Raw genomic sequence first — 14146 nt, 5'->3', positions numbered from 1 at the left:
CACGGCACCGCGCCCTCGCGCGGGCGGGTGCCTCAAGGTGGTCGCGCCGGGCCCGCCCGTGTCATCCGACCGGGAGGGGACGGCGCGGCCGGCACGGACGGCCCCGCGCGACCGCCACCACCTCGTGCGCCCGGCCGCCTTCAGCCGCGCAGGGACCGCCCGTAGCCCGAGGCGAGCGGCATCCGCAGGCCCAGCGGCGGGGGAGCGGCCAGCGCGTCGGTGACCGGCCGCGAGTACGGACCGCTGAAGACGGAGCCGAGCACGAAGTCCACGGCCAGGGCCACGACTTCCTCCTGGTGCTCGCGCAGTCCGTGCCCGTCGGAGTGCACCTCGAAGCGGCACGTCGTACGGTTCGCCTTCTTCGCCCGCGTGGCCAGCCGGTACGACAACTCCGGGTCGCTGCGCGCGTCGTTGGTGCCGTGCACGATCAGGACCCGGCGTCCCGAGAGCTGCTTCACCGGTTCGGGGGAGTCCGCGGCGGACTGCCGGGGGAGCGAAGGGGCCAGTGCCAGAACGGAGTTGACGGCCTCGTGGCCGGCCGCGGCGAGCGCCGCCCGGCCGCCCGCGCCGTACCCGGCCAGGCACACCGGGACGTCCCCGTACCGCCGGACCACCTCGTCCGCGGCCCACTCGGCGTCCCCCTCGCGGGTTCCCGCGCCGTGGATGACCTGGTGGGTGACCAGTCCGTCCGCCGCGCCCGCTCGGGCCAGGGCCCGAGCCAGCGGACGCACCGGACCGGGGGACAATCTGGACGCTCCGGGGAGAAGGAGCACCACACCACTGACCGTTGAGACCGAGCCGGTCGCGCCGGCCGCCCGCTTCAGGCGGGCTCCGCGCGCCGGCGGCGCATCATGTGCCATGACGGAACAGTCTCAGACGCGGAGGTGTACGCCACCCGTCCGCGCGGTCACTGTTACATATCGGCGGTGGACTCCGTCTCACCGCTCTACGCGCGTAGGAGCTAGAGTGCCCAGATGACGAGCGAGACCCCCAACCTGCCCACCCCGGATCAGATCCGCCGCTCCCCGAAGGTGCTCCTGCACGACCACCTCGACGGTGGGCTGCGCCCCGGGACCATCATCGAGCTGGCCCGTGAGGTCGGTTACGAGAACCTTCCGGAGAGCGACGCCGACAAGCTCGGCACCTGGTTCCGGGAAGCCGCCGACTCCGGTTCCCTCCCGCGCTACCTGGAGACGTTCGCCCACACCTGCGCGGTCATGCAGACGAAGGCGGCCCTCTTCCGGGTGGCCGCCGAGTGCGCCGAGGACCTCGCCGAGGACGGCGTCGTCTACGCGGAGATCCGCTACGCGCCCGAGCAGCACCTGGAAGCCGGACTGACCCTCGAAGAGGTCGTCGAGACGGTGAACGAGGGCTTCCGCGAGGGCGAGCGCCGCGCGAAGGCCAATGGCCACCGGATCCGCGTCGGCGCGCTGCTGACCGCGATGCGGCACGCGGCCCGCGCGCTGGAGATCGCGGAACTGGCCAACCGCTACCGCGACAACGGCGTCGTCGGCTTCGACATCGCCGGCGCCGAGGCCGGGTTCCCCCCCACCCGCCACCTCGACGCCTTCGAGTACCTCAAGCGCGAGAACAACCACTTCACCATCCACGCGGGCGAGGCCTTCGGTCTGCCGTCGATCTGGCAGGCCCTGCAGTGGTGCGGCGCCGACCGGCTCGGCCACGGCGTGAAGATCATCGATGACATCGAGGTGGCCGCCGACGGTTCCGTGACGCTGGGCCGCCTGGCCTCGTACGTGCGGGACAAGCGGATCCCGCTGGAGATGTGCCCGACGTCGAACCTGCAGACGGGCGCGGCGGTCTCCTATGCCGAGCACCCGATCGGCCTGCTGCGGAAACTGCACTTCAGGCTGACCGTCAACACCGACAACCGGCTGATGAGCGGTACCAGCATGAGCCGCGAGTTCGAGCACCTGGTCGACACCTTCGGTTACTCGCTGGAGGACATGCAGTGGTTCACCGTCAATGCGATGAAGTCCGCGTTCATTCCTTTCGATGAACGACTGGCCATGATCAACGACGTGATCAAGCCCGGTTATGCGGAGCTGAAGTCGGAATGGCTGTTCCGTCAGACCGCTTCCACCAGCGGTTCCGTCTCGGCCTAGGCCAGAGCGTGACGGACTGAAAGCGCCCGGGAGGAGCAATTCCCGGGCGCTTTCTCGTATTGAATGATGTTTGCGGGAGGGGGTTTGAAGTGACTAGTTTGCGGAGCCGCTCATTTCCCCGTCGCAAGGACGATTCCTCATGAAGCAGTCAGCTGCCAAGACCCTCGGTGTTGCCGCTCTCGGTGCCGCCTTTGCCGCCGTCGCCGCCGGTACCGCCTCGGCCGCCGTCCCCGCAGTCGGTCTCGGTGACGCGCTGGGCACCGTCACGGGCGCGGTCCAGGGCGCGACCAGCCAGCAGCACGTGAACGCCGAGGAGGGCCGGCAGGCCCCCGAGGCGAGCGACCCGGCCGCCGCTCTCGGCACGGTGACCGGCCTGCTCGGCGGTCTGCCGACCAGCGGCCTCGGCGCCTGATCCACTCCGGATCCCCGCTCGGATCCGTACGCGACCCGTACGCGATTCGTACGCACGCCCACGCGGCGCACACCTCTTCGAGCAGGTGTGTGCCGCGTCGCGGCATGTGCCAGGATCACCGCCAACTGCCCGTCAAACACCTGGGTATGAGGTTGCGACCATGCGCATGAAGGCACGAACGGCCACGGCCGTGCTGCTCCCCGCCCTGCTGTCCGTGACGGTGGGCTGCGGGAGTACGAACACCCCCGCCTCCGGCAAGGGGCCGGACCCGAAGGGCTCCGCGAGCGCGCCCGGGCAGTCCGGGTCCGTGGGGTCCTCCGGCGCGTCCGCCGCGGCCGGAGCCTCCGGCTCCGCGGGCACCGGCGGAGCCGGTGAGACGGGCACCGCGGCCGGCGCCGGCGGGACGGCCGGCCCCCGGCGGGGCGCCGGCCGGCTGGAGCGCGCCGCCCTGGAACAGGGCGACCTGACCGGCTACCAGATCTCCGCGAACGGCAAGAACCCGAACGCCCCCGACGGGCAGCCGCAGGCGGACCGCAAGGCCTGCCAGCCGCTCGCCGACATCATGGGCGACAAGCCCGACCCGGCGGCGCGCGAGACCGTCAACCGGGGCATCGGCTCCCAGAAGGAGATGGGCCTGGCCGTCTCCGCCTCCGTCAGCTCCTACGCCGAATCCGACGCCAAGGCGCTGATCGCCCGGCTGAAGGACGCGGTGGCCGCCTGCGCCACCGGCTTCACCGCCACCGTGGAGAAGCAGACCGGCACGTACCGCGAGGTGAAGGCGGCCGAGTACAAGACGGGCGGCGACGAGAGCGTCAGCTGGACCACGACCGCCGCCGCCGAGGGCGTCACCGCCCAGGTGCACCTGGTCGTCGTACGCCAGGGCGACACCGTCATGCGCCTCATGGCGCTCAACGTCGCGGGCGGCCGCAAGACCCCCCAGGTCCCGCACGAGGTCGCCGACAAGCAGCTCCAGAAAGTCCGCGCGGCGCGCTGAATTCCCGCTGTTCGCCGTGTGCCCGCTCCGGCCGGCCGACTACCAGCCGGTGGCGGCGGAAGCGGTGCTCGACTTCTCGTTGGGCAGGAGCACCCACAGCGCCAGGTAAAGGAGGAACTGCGGGCCGGGCAGCAGGCACGAGACGACGAAGATGATCCGCATCGTGTTCGCGGATATTCCGAAGCGGCGCGCCAGACCGGCACAGACTCCGCCGATCCATCGTCCGTCACGGGGGCGGGCAAGGGCGCTCATGGTCTCTCCTCGGTCGTTGAGCGGTCCGCGGAATGTTTTTCCGCGATGCCTCAATACTCCCGTTGAACAGAGGACAGAACGTCGGTCCAGGGGCCGAGCCCGACCCTGGTAATTCTCGGGGTCCTTCCCTGAGAACGCCGCAGCCGGAGCCTCAGGGCCGGCACGACGGCCACGTGCGCGAGCATCACCCCGAGGGTGTTCAGCAGCACCGAATCCACGTCGACCACCTGTCCCGGGACCGCCATCTGGAACATCTCGATGCCGACCGAGACCAGCGCGCCCGCGGCGGCCGTCCGGGCCAGCGAGGACCACGTGGCCAGCGGCGAGAGCTCCACGCGGCCGCTGACCAGCGGCAGCAGCACCCCGAGCGGGGCCAGCAGCGCCAGCCCGGCACCGATCCGGCGGACGGCCTCCAGGGGCCCGTAGGAGAGGTCGGCCCTGATCCCCTCCAGCGGGGTCAGATTGGCGGCCGCCGCCCAGGGCACGTCCAGCGGGCGCAACATCAGCCAGCCGACGAGGAGGAGGTGGGCGACCAGCAGGACCCCGGCGAGGAGCCGGATCCACTGCTGTACCGCGGCGCTGCCGCTGCCCTCGACACGGTTGCCCTGGACACGGTTGCCTTTGACACGGTTGCCCTTGAGACGGTGCACGCCAGTGGAGACGCGGGTTCCGATGCCCGCGGTTCCGGGGAAACCGCCGGTCAGCCCGTGGCGAGCAGCACAATCAGGATGAGCGCGCCGAACACGGAGGGCGCGATGATCTCGTACGACCAGGAGACCTTCACGGAGCCCTGGGCACCGGGCCGAGAGGCGCCGCGCTCCTGCAGTTCGCGCAGCTCCTCCACGATCTGGTCGGCGGCGGCGCGGCGGGTTTCCTCGTCCGGGGCCTTGGCCTGGCCGTTGCCCAGGCCGAGCCGGCCCGCCTGGCGGCGGTTGGCCTTCTTGCGCTCCCGCAGGGAGACCGGAACGGACCACAGCTGGTACGTCGCCCCCTCCGCCAGCACCTCGGCGGAGAACCGGGCGCGCACGGTGTCGACGGCGGCCCAGGGCAGTTCGATGATCCGGAAGGGGTTGCGCACGCGGAGCCGGTCGGCGCCGGCGAAGACGGCCGGACGGACCGTGAACGCGACGATGAGCGGGGCCACGCACAGGATGACGGCGAGGGCGATCCACGGGACGTTCCCCGCACCCCGCACCACGGCGTCCCCGCAGAGCCACGCGAGCAGCGCCAGCAGCACCACCCCGGTGACGGTGGCCATCGGGGAGCGGTAGACCCGGTCGTCGTACGCCGGCTCTTCGGTGGGCTGATCGCTGCTCATGCGGCCGATTGTGCCTCAAGCCGTCTCACCCCACGAGATCGGCATACAAGATGATGTTGTCCGGCCGGTGACCGTCGGTGATTTCACCGCCGCAGGTGATCACGCGCAGCTCGGGGCGGGCGGTGTTCCCGTACACCTTCTCGGTGGGGAAGCGCTTCTTGTCCACCTGCTCCAGCTCGCGGACGCGGAAGACGGCGGTGCCGCCGTCCTTGCGGGAGACGGTCACCTCGTCGCCGGCGCGGACCTTGGAGACGTCCTTGAGCACGGCCGGGCCGCGGACGGTGTCGAAGTGGCCGATCAGCACGGCGGGCCCGGTCTCGCCGGGCGTGACGCCCTTGTCGTACCAGCCGATCTTGTCCCCGTCGGCCACGGAGGGCACCTCGACGGTGCCGTCGGCGGCCAGGCCGAGCGACAGCAGGGGCGAGGCGTCGACCCCGGCCGCGGGGATCCGTACGCGTACGGGCGCGGAGGCGGCCATCGGGGCGGCCGTCCCGGGGGCCGCCGGGGCGGAGGTGGGGGTGACGGCGGGCGGCGCGGAGGCCGTGGCCCCGGCCTTGCCGGAGGGCGCGGCGGGCGCGGCGGGCGCGGCGGCCGGCGCGGCGCCGCCGCAACCGGTCAGCACGGAGGCGAGGAGAGCGGCGGCGATCAGCGGGCCGGAGGTGCGTCGGTTCATGGAGGCTCCGGTGAAACGGGCCGCGGCGGGCCACCTGGGGTGGCCCGCCGCAGGCGGGTCGGGATCCGTACGGGGTGTGGGTCAGCCCTGGGCGCGGCGGCGCCGCAGCACCACGCTCGCGCCGAGCGCGCCGAAGGCCGCGATCAGAGCGGCGCCGGCCGCGATCGTGGCGGCGCTGCCGGTCTCCCCGGCCGGGGAGGCGGCGGCGACCGGGGTGCCCGCGGCCGCCGGGACGACGGCGCCCGCGGCGACCCCGCCCTTGGGCACGACGGAGGTCTGACCGATGGTCTGCGGCTTGGGGCCGGCCGGCGTGGTGGGGCTCGGCTCGGCGGAGGGCCCGGTCGACGGCTTGGTCTCCGGCTGCGGCTTCTGGGTCGCCGGCTGGAAGGTGAAGTCGAAGGTGCAGCCCTTGGGCAGCGCGGGGAAGGTCGCGTGGCCGTACGGCGTGGAGCCACCCTGGGTCTTCCACTCGAAGACCGGCTTGGCGGAGCTCGGGTTCAGGATGCGGGCGACGATGCCGGCGCCCTTCGGCAGGGAGGGGTTGGCGCGGGTCAGCGACGTGTGCCCGCCCTCGCCCTCCTCGGCGAACTCCAGCTGCGCGATCGGACCGTTCGGGCTCGTCATCAGCACGGCCACCGCGCCCGCCCCTATGGACCGCTTGACCGGCTCGGACAGGCACTCCGGACCCTGGCCCTTCGGGAACGGGTGGGTGGTGGTCTTGCCGTCCTTGGTCACCGACAGGTACGGGTGGTGCACGTCCTCCTCGACGAACCGGAGCCGGAGACCATCGACCGTGGCCCTGGGGTGCTTGACGTCCACCACGGCCAGGACGCGGCCCATGTAGTCGTCACCCTGCTTCCAGTCCTTCGGGACGGCGCGGACCCAGGCCTCGGGGCCCTCGGACTTGTTGCGCAGCACCGCGACCACGCCCTCGGAGATCAGGACGGGCGTACCGGCGTAGCGGTCGGGGACGGTGGACGAGGCGGCGGCGGGACTCGCCGGGGTGGCGGCGAAGGCGGATCCGGCGGGAGCGAGAAGGGATCCGGCGAGCACGGCGGCGGCGATGGCGGTGCGGGCGGCGGCGGTACGCATGACGACTCCTGGAAGCGGAATTCGGAAAGGGGAGGTGTGCCGCACTCCGCGTTGCTCCTGTCGGGCTTTCGTCCGGGTGGTGCCGGCGGGCTGCTGAGAAAGAACCTACGGATCTTGTGCGGGTGGAATATCCACCTCTTGTCATGGCCGTGTAACCGCCACCGGAGTCCCCAGTTCCCTCTTACTTTGAGGTGGTCGGCCGGATCTGGTGCACCCGGGAAACGCCGAACGCCGGGCCGCCACGAGGGCGGCGCCACGAGGCCGGCGCCGACGGCTCGGGTTCACGGTGCGCGTGTCCCGGCCCTCCGGTTCGGTGCGGGTCGGCGTCAGTGACCAGGCGTGAGCGATCCGTTCCCCGTCCCGGCCGCGTGACAGCAAACGGCGTGTCCGATTCCGAATGAATCGGGGGGAGGGGGTGACAGGCCGCTACGCGCGTAGATATGCTCATGTGGTGACCATGCCCACCACCCTCACCGCATTCGCTGACGTGACGACGTCCGACAGTGCGCTGCGCCGCTTCCTGCACGGGCTGCCCGGCGTCGACGCTGTCGGCCTGGAGGCCCGCGCGGCCTCCCTCGGCACCCGCTCGATCAAGACGACGGCCAAGGCGTACGCCATCGACCTCGCCATCTCGATGATCGACCTGACGACGCTGGAAGGCGCGGATACCCCGGGCAAGGTCCGGGCGCTCTCCGCCAAGGCCGCCAACCCCGATCCGACCGACCGCACCACGCCCATGACGGCCGCCGTCTGCGTGTACCCGGACATGGTGGCCACTGCCAAGGCCGCCCTGAACGGCGCCGACGTCAAGGTCGCCTCCGTCGCCACCGCCTTCCCGGCCGGCCGCGCGGCCCTGCCCGTCAAGCTCGCCGACACGGCCGACGCCGTGGCCGCCGGCGCCGACGAGATCGACATGGTCATCGACCGTGGCGCCTTCCTCGCCGGCCACTACCTCGACACCTACGAGCTCATCCGCTCCGTCAAGGCGGCCTGCGTCCGCCCCGACGGCAGCGCGGCCCGCCTCAAGGTGATCTTCGAGACCGGCGAGCTGTCCACGTACGACAACATCCGCCGCGCCTCCTGGATCGGCATGATGGCCGGGGCCGACTTCATCAAGACCTCCACCGGCAAGGTCGGCGTCAACGCGACCCCCGCGAACACGCTCCTCATGCTCGAAGCCGTCCGCGACTTCAAGGCGCAGACTGGAATCCAGATCGGCGTGAAGCCGGCCGGCGGCATCCGGACCACCAAGGACGCGATCAAGTTCCTGGTCCTGGTCAACGAGACCGCGGGCGAGGACTGGCTGTCCAACCACTGGTTCCGCTTCGGAGCCTCCAGCCTGCTCAACGACCTGTTGATGCAGCGCCAGAAGCTGAGCACCGGCCGTTACTCCGGTCCCGACTACGTGACGGTGGACTGAGACCATGGACATGAAGACGAAGTCATCGCTTTTCGAGTACGCACCCGCCCCCGAGTCCCGCTCCGTCGTCGACATCGCGCCCTCCTACGGGCTGTTCATCGACGGCGAGTTCACCGACGCGGCGGACGGCAAGGTCTTCAAGACCGTCTCCCCGGCCTCCGAAGAGGTCCTCGCCGAGATCGCGCAGGCCGGCGCCGCCGATGTGGACCGCGCCGTGAAGGCCGCCCGCAAGGCCTTCGAGAAGTGGTCCGCGCTGCCCGGCTCCGAGCGCGCCAAGTACCTCTTCCGCATCGCCCGGATCATCCAGGAGCGCAGCCGCGAGCTGGCCGTCCTGGAGACCCTCGACAACGGCAAGCCGATCCGGGAGACCCGCGACGCGGACCTGCCGCTCGTCGCCGCGCACTTCTTCTACTACGCGGGCTGGGCCGACAAGCTCGACCACGCGGGCTACGGCGCGAACCCGCGCCCCCTCGGCGTGGCCGGCCAGGTCATCCCGTGGAACTTCCCGCTGATGATGCTCGCGTGGAAGATCGCCCCGGCGCTCGCCACCGGCAACACGGTCGTGCTCAAGCCGGCCCAGACGACCCCGCTCTCCGCGCTCTTCTTCGCGGACATCTGCCGCCAGGCGGGCCTGCCCAAGGGCGTCGTCAACATCCTCACCGGGTACGGGGACGCGGGCGCGGCCCTCGTCGAGCACCCGGACGTGAACAAGGTCGCCTTCACCGGCTCCACCGCCGTCGGCAAGGCCATCGCGCGCCAGGTCGCCGGCACCTCCAAGAAGCTCACCCTGGAGCTGGGCGGCAAGGGCGCCAACATCGTCTTCGACGACGCCCCCATCGACCAGGCCGTCGAGGGCATCGTCAGCGGCATCTTCTTCAACCAGGGCCAGGTCTGCTGCGCGGGCTCGCGCCTCCTGGTCCAGGAGTCGATCCACGACGAGCTGATCGACTCGCTCAAGCGCCGGCTGACCACGCTGCGCCTGGGCGACCCGCTCGACAAGAACACCGACATCGGCGCGATCAACTCCGCCGAGCAGCTCGCCCGGATCACCGCCCTCGCGGACACCGGCGAGGCGGAGGGCGCCGAGCGCTGGTCGGCGCCGTGCGAACTGCCGAACGCCGGCTACTGGTTCGCCCCGACGCTCTTCACGAACGTCTCCCAGTCGCACACCGTCGCCCGCGACGAGATCTTCGGCCCGGTGCTGTCCGTGCTGACCTTCCGTACGCCCGACGAGGCCGTCGCCAAGGCGAACAACAGCCAGTACGGCCTGTCCGCCGGCATCTGGACGGAGAAGGGCAGCCGCATCCTCGCGGTCGCCAACAGGCTCCGCGCGGGTGTGGTGTGGGCCAACACGTTCAACAAGTTCGACCCGACCTCGCCCTTCGGCGGCTACAAGGAATCGGGCTTCGGGCGCGAAGGCGGCCGTCACGGCCTGGAGGGCTACCTCGATGTCTGAGTCTTCTTCGTCTTCTTCGACGCGTCTGAGCGTCTTCAAGACCTACAAGCTGTACGTCGGGGGCAAGTTCCCCCGCTCCGAGAGCGGCCGGGTGTACGAGGTGAGTGACTCGAAGGGCAAGTGGCTGGCCAATGCCCCGCTGTCCTCCCGCAAGGACGCCCGTGACGCGGTCGTCGCCGCCCGCAAGGCCTTCGGCGGCTGGTCGGGCGCGACCGCGTACAACCGCGGCCAGATCCTCTACCGCGTCGCCGAGATGCTGGAGGGCCGCCGCGAGCAGTTCGTCCGCGAGGTCGGCGAGGCGGAGGGCCTGTCCAAGACGAAGGCCGCGGCCGTCGTCGACGCGGCGATCGACCGCTGGGTCTGGTACGCGGGCTGGACCGACAAGATCGGCCAGATCGTGGGCGGGGCCAACCCCGTCGCGGGCCCCTTCTTCAACCTCTCCACCTCCGAGCCGACCGGTGTGGTCACGGTCGTCGCCCCGCAGGCCTCGTCCTTCCTGGGCCTGGTCTCCGTGATCGCCCCGGTGATCGCCACCGGCAACACGGCCGTCGTCATCGCCTCCGAGAAGGCGCCGCTCCCGGCGCTCTCCCTCGGCGAGGTACTGGCCACCTCCGACCTGCCCGGCGGCGTCGTCAACATCCTGTCCGGCAAGGCCGCCGAGATGGGCCCGCACCTGGCGTCCCACCAGGACGTCAACGCGATCGACCTGGCGGGCGCCGACGAGGCGCTGGCCAAGGAGCTGGAGATCGCGGCCGCGGACAACCTCAAGCGCGTCCTGCGTCCACAGCCTGTGGACGACTGGAGCGCGGACCCGGGCACGGCGCGCATGACGGCGTTCCTGGAGACCAAGACCGTCTGGCACCCGACCGGGTCGCTGGGCGCGGGCGGGTCTTCCTACTAAGGGGCCCGGAGGCCACTCCCACCCCCGAAGACGGGCCCCGGCAGCGTCCCCCGCGCTGTCGGGGCCTCTTCATGCCCTACGGGAACTACTTGCCGCCCGTCAGGGGGCCCAAGAGGGAGGACGCCGCGGCGGTGGGCAGCTCCCCGACCGACGGCCCCCGGGTCAAGATTCCCGTGACCATGCCGGTGCCGACCGACGGGAAATCCGCGACCTGGGTGGCGAGGCCGTTGTCGAGGGGATCCACGCCGGTGTGGGCCAGCGGATTCACCTTGAGGTTCGAGATCGGGTCGGAGACCCCCGCGAGGGCCGCCGGAACATCGAGCTCGCCCGCGTGGGCACCCCCGGCGGCCATCGCGAGGGCCGCGCCGGCCATCGACAGAGTCAGGCCTGCGGTGCGCAGCGCCTTGGGGTGGGGGGCTTTGGGGGCTGCGTGACGTGCCATGGATTCCCGCCTGTGGGCTCGTGTGGGGATGTAGTCGTGCGCGCACGCAGCGTAGTGGAGGTGTGATGGCTCACCGACATCTCGACCTGGATGCATCACTCGTTCGAGGAGCTTCTCGGGGAATCGCACCGGGGGCGACGAATCGCGACGCTACGTTCTCGTCATGACGACAAACGAAGTCGAGGAGCCCGGGTACGCCCGGTTCACCTTCCGGCTTCGCGTGTCGTCCACCGCTCTTGTCGAGCTGTTGGGCGAGTGGGCGCGGTGCCGGTGGGTCTGGAACGAATGCACCGCTCGGTCGAAGAAGGCCCTCGCCGAGGACGAGAAGTGCGGGCCGGCCCGGCTGGACAAGATGCTGACTGAGACCCGTAACCACAACACCTGGTTGGGTGATGGCAGCAGCGTTCCGCAGCAGCAGCTCATACGGGACTTCGGAAAGGCCCGCGCCAAAGCCTTGAAGGACATCAAGGCCAGGTTGCCGATGCGGCAGCGGGCGGGGATGCCCAGGTACAAGAAGAAGCACGCGGCGGACCCCAGCCTCAACTACACCCGTCGCGGTTTCCGCATCAGGGACGGCCGCCTGTACCTCGCGGGCGGCATTAGCCTGACCGTGGTGTGGTCCCGTGACCTGTCGGCGGACCCGTCGTCGGTGCGGATCTACCGCGACAGCCTCGGGCACTGGTATGCGTCCTTCGTCGTCGCCACCGAAGCCCAGCCACTGCCCGAGACGGGTGCGGTGATCGGGATCGACTGGGGCGTGAAGGAGACGGCGACCACCACCAGCGATGCCCATGACCTTCCGCACACCGGGCACGGCAGGAAGGCCGCTGCCGGGCTCGCCCGCTACCAGCGGATGATGGCCCGCCGGAAACCGGCGAAGGGCAAACCCGGCTCCAGGGGCTACCGCGCCGCTAAGAAGCTGACGGCGAAGCTGCACAAGAAGGTGGCCCGGCAACGCCAGGACACCGGCCGCAAGTGGGCCAAGACGGTCGTCCGCGACCACGATGCCCTCGCGGTGGAGGACTTCCGGCCGAAGTTCCTCGCCAAGTCGAACATGGCCCGCAAGGCGGCCGACGCCGCGATCTCCGCTACCAAGCACGAACTGATCAACATGGCGCGCAAGCACCAGCGCACTCTGCATCTGGTGCACCCGTCGCATACCACCATGGACTGCGGACGGTGCGGAGCGAGAGCCAAGCACGCACTACCGTTGTCGGAACGCACCTACACGTGCACCGCGTGCGGAGCGGTGTCTCCCCGAGACAAGAACTCCGCACACCTGATGCTCGTCCGGGCTGGTCTCAACCCGGCTGGCGCCGATCGTGGAAGACCTGACAGCCCGCCGGGCTGACAGGCTGCGTGAGCCAGGAATCCCCTTCTTTTGTCTTTTGGGAGGGGGAGGAGTCAAACTTGTGTTCCGTGAGCTGTTCTTCTCCTTTGCCTACGCGTGTCGTCCTGCTGACCGGACCCTCGGGCTCCGGCAAGTCCTCGCTGGCGGCCCGTTCCGGGTTGCCCGTGCTGCGCCTGGACGACTTCTACAAGGACGGCGACGACCCCACCCTCCCGCTCGTCGAGGGCAGCGCCGACACCGACTGGGACTCCCCGCTGTCCTGGGACGCGGAGGCGGCCGTGGCCGCGATCGCCGAGCTGTGCGCGGCCGGGCGGACCGAGGTGCCCGTCTACGACATCGCGACCTCCTCGCGGACCGGCACGGAGGCGCTGGACATCTCCCGCACCCCACTGTTCATAGCCGAGGGGATCTTCGCGGCGGACGTCGCGGTGCGGTGCCAGGAGCTGGGGCTGCTGGCGGACGCGATCTGCCTGCGCGGGCGGCCCAGCACCACCTTCCGGCGGCGCCTGGCCCGTGACCTGCGCGAGGGCCGCAAGTCCGTGCCGATGCTCCTGCGGCGCGGCTGGCGGCTGATGCGGGCCGAGCGCGGGATCGTGGCCCGGCACACCGCACTGGGGGCTCACGCGTGTGGCCGGGACGAAGCGCTCGGGCGTCTCGCCGCCGCCGCGGCGGGTCGCCACCGGGCCGCCGCCGCGGTATAGCGGTACGGACGCCAAAAGGCGGGACCGCGCGGACCCCCGTCCGCTCGATCCCGCCCTTTGCCCCCGTGGCCCCCGTCCCACCCCCGCAGGACGGGCCCCCTGGCCCTTTGGTCTTGTGGTGCCGGCCGCTACGCGACCAGGTCCTCGAAGGACTCCGACTCGTCGCGGCCGAAGCTCAGCGCCTCGTCCTCGCGCATGCGGCGCAGCGAGCGCCAGATGCTCGACTTCACCGTGCCGACGCTGATGCCGAGGATCTCCGCGATCTCCGGGTCCGTGCGGCCCTCGTAGTAGCGGAGCACCAGCATCGTGCGCTGCGGCTCCGGGATGCGGGTGAGCGCCTGCCACAGCACGGCGCGCAGCTCCGTACCGCCCATGGCGTCGGTGTCCGAGGCCGTCTCCGGCAGCTCTTCCGTCGGGTACTCGTTCAGCTTGCGGCGGCGCCAGGCGCTGATGTGCAGGTTCGTCATCGTGCGCCGCAGGTACCCGCCGACGGCGGCCTTGTCGCTGATGCGGTCCCAGGCGCGGTACGTGGAGAACAGCGCGGTCTGCAGCAGGTCCTCGGCCTCGTAGCGGTCGCCGGTCAGGTGGAAGGCCGTCGCGTAGAGGGCGGCCCGCCGTTCCTGGACGTACGCCGTGAACTCGGCCTCGTTGGAGGACTCCGGGACCTCCGGGGAGCCCGCCGTGCGCTGGGCGGGGACGGAGGGGCGCTCGTAGGTCTTCGCGTCGATGGCCACCACATGCGCCGGCCGCCGGGAAGGGGCCGTCGCCGTACGGATTGCCGTGCGGCGGTTCACATCGTGCAGCCGCGTGACAACCGCGCTGGTGCTGGTGCTGTGCAGCGTGTTCATCTCGCGCCCCCCGTCGTGGAGTCTGTCTGGTCCGTTGCCAAGAAGACTGCCCGGCCGACATAACCGCGGTGTCCTGCGACTGTCACAGGCCTGTCACAGGCTTCGTGCCGGGATTGTCGGCGCTGGAAGGTCGAAGTCCCGAGGGGCGATGGGACAGAATGAG

General features: G+C 71.0%; 16 protein-coding genes. 8 read left to right on the top strand and 8 right to left on the bottom strand.

Translation table 11 applies throughout. The features are described 5' to 3' along the window. Positions 1-140 precede the first annotated feature (140 nt). Positions 141-860, bottom strand: a complete 720-nt coding sequence (locus tag ACIQV3_RS26795) for an alpha/beta hydrolase (protein ID WP_403716034.1) — start codon at positions 858-860, stop codon at positions 141-143. Between the two features lie 114 nt (positions 861-974). Here ACIQV3_RS26795 and ACIQV3_RS26790 point away from each other — a divergent pair, with 114 nt between their 5' ends. From ACIQV3_RS26790 to ACIQV3_RS26780, 3 genes are all read left to right on the top strand, one after another. Next, positions 975-2123: an adenosine deaminase gene (locus ACIQV3_RS26790; RefSeq protein ID WP_403716031.1), complete on the top strand. Its 1149-nt coding sequence runs from the start codon at positions 975-977 to the stop codon at positions 2121-2123. A gap of 139 nt (positions 2124-2262) precedes the next feature. Beyond that, complete coding sequence (locus ACIQV3_RS26785) at positions 2263-2535, top strand: hypothetical protein (protein WP_403716029.1); 273 nt, start codon at positions 2263-2265, stop codon at positions 2533-2535. Between the two features lie 166 nt (positions 2536-2701). Then, positions 2702-3529 carry a hypothetical protein gene (locus ACIQV3_RS26780; RefSeq protein ID WP_403716027.1) on the top strand — a complete coding sequence of 276 codons (828 nt, stop codon included), beginning with the start codon at positions 2702-2704 and terminating at the stop codon, positions 3527-3529. Positions 3530-3568: 39 nt separating this feature from the next. Here the strand turns inward: ACIQV3_RS26780 and ACIQV3_RS26775 are convergent, their stop codons facing one another. The 5 genes from ACIQV3_RS26775 to ACIQV3_RS26755 all read right to left on the bottom strand — a co-directional run bounded on the left by ACIQV3_RS26775 (position 3569) and on the right by ACIQV3_RS26755 (position 6864). After that, complete coding sequence (locus ACIQV3_RS26775) at positions 3569-3781, bottom strand: PspC domain-containing protein (RefSeq protein WP_274549196.1); 213 nt, start codon at positions 3779-3781, stop codon at positions 3569-3571. A 50-nt stretch (positions 3782-3831) separates the two neighbouring features. After that, positions 3832-4431 (bottom strand): VanZ family protein, encoded by a 600-nt coding sequence (locus ACIQV3_RS26770; protein WP_403716024.1) that lies wholly within the window; start codon positions 4429-4431, stop codon positions 3832-3834. Positions 4432-4481: 50 nt separating this feature from the next. Then, the gene (locus ACIQV3_RS26765) at positions 4482-5099 is read right to left on the bottom strand and encodes a PH domain-containing protein (RefSeq protein WP_403716022.1); all 618 of its coding nucleotides are present in this window, start codon (positions 5097-5099) and stop codon (positions 4482-4484) included. A gap of 25 nt (positions 5100-5124) precedes the next feature. Next, complete coding sequence (locus ACIQV3_RS26760) at positions 5125-5772, bottom strand: class F sortase (protein ID WP_403716020.1); 648 nt, start codon at positions 5770-5772, stop codon at positions 5125-5127. Between the two features lie 81 nt (positions 5773-5853). Next, positions 5854-6864, bottom strand: a complete 1011-nt coding sequence (locus tag ACIQV3_RS26755) for a hypothetical protein (RefSeq protein WP_403716018.1) — start codon at positions 6862-6864, stop codon at positions 5854-5856. 457 nt (positions 6865-7321) lie between these two features. Here ACIQV3_RS26755 and deoC point away from each other — a divergent pair, with 457 nt between their 5' ends. Genes deoC through ACIQV3_RS26740 form a run of 3 tightly spaced genes read left to right on the top strand, consistent with a single transcriptional unit; the run spans position 7322 to position 10641 of the window. After that, positions 7322-8284, top strand: a complete 963-nt coding sequence (deoC, locus tag ACIQV3_RS26750; protein ID WP_403716186.1) for a deoxyribose-phosphate aldolase — start codon at positions 7322-7324, stop codon at positions 8282-8284. Positions 8285-8294: 10 nt separating this feature from the next. Further along, entirely contained in the window at positions 8295-9740 is a 1446-nt protein-coding gene (locus ACIQV3_RS26745) for an aldehyde dehydrogenase family protein (protein WP_403716016.1), read from the top strand. Then, positions 9733-10641: an aldehyde dehydrogenase family protein gene (locus tag ACIQV3_RS26740; protein WP_403716015.1), complete on the top strand. Its 909-nt coding sequence runs from the start codon at positions 9733-9735 to the stop codon at positions 10639-10641. The genes ACIQV3_RS26745 and ACIQV3_RS26740 overlap by 8 nt, the downstream gene beginning before the upstream one ends. Positions 10642-10726: 85 nt before the next feature. Here the strand turns inward: ACIQV3_RS26740 and ACIQV3_RS26735 are convergent, their stop codons facing one another. Continuing rightward, the gene (locus tag ACIQV3_RS26735) at positions 10727-11083 is read right to left on the bottom strand and encodes a hypothetical protein (RefSeq protein WP_403716013.1); all 357 of its coding nucleotides are present in this window, start codon (positions 11081-11083) and stop codon (positions 10727-10729) included. Between the two features lie 163 nt (positions 11084-11246). Between ACIQV3_RS26735 and ACIQV3_RS26730 the strand changes: the two genes are divergently transcribed. Further along, on the top strand, positions 11247-12434 hold the full coding sequence (locus tag ACIQV3_RS26730; RefSeq protein WP_403716011.1) for an RNA-guided endonuclease InsQ/TnpB family protein: 1188 nt from the start codon (positions 11247-11249) through the stop codon (positions 12432-12434). 86 nt (positions 12435-12520) lie between these two features. Beyond that, a complete protein-coding gene (locus ACIQV3_RS26725; RefSeq protein ID WP_403716010.1) occupies positions 12521-13135 on the top strand; it encodes a uridine kinase in 615 nt (204 codons plus the stop codon). 128 nt (positions 13136-13263) lie between these two features. On the opposite strand, the gene ACIQV3_RS26720 is transcribed toward ACIQV3_RS26725, so the two are convergent. Then, the gene (locus ACIQV3_RS26720) at positions 13264-13983 is read right to left on the bottom strand and encodes a SigE family RNA polymerase sigma factor (RefSeq protein ID WP_403716006.1); all 720 of its coding nucleotides are present in this window, start codon (positions 13981-13983) and stop codon (positions 13264-13266) included. Positions 13984-14146: the final 163 nt, after the last annotated feature.

Source organism: Streptomyces sp. NPDC099050, assembly GCF_044759865.1.
Lineage (GTDB): Bacteria > Actinomycetota > Actinomycetes > Streptomycetales > Streptomycetaceae > Streptomyces.
Note: the sequence above shows the minus strand (reverse complement) of the source record. Positions and strands in the feature narration are given on the sequence as shown.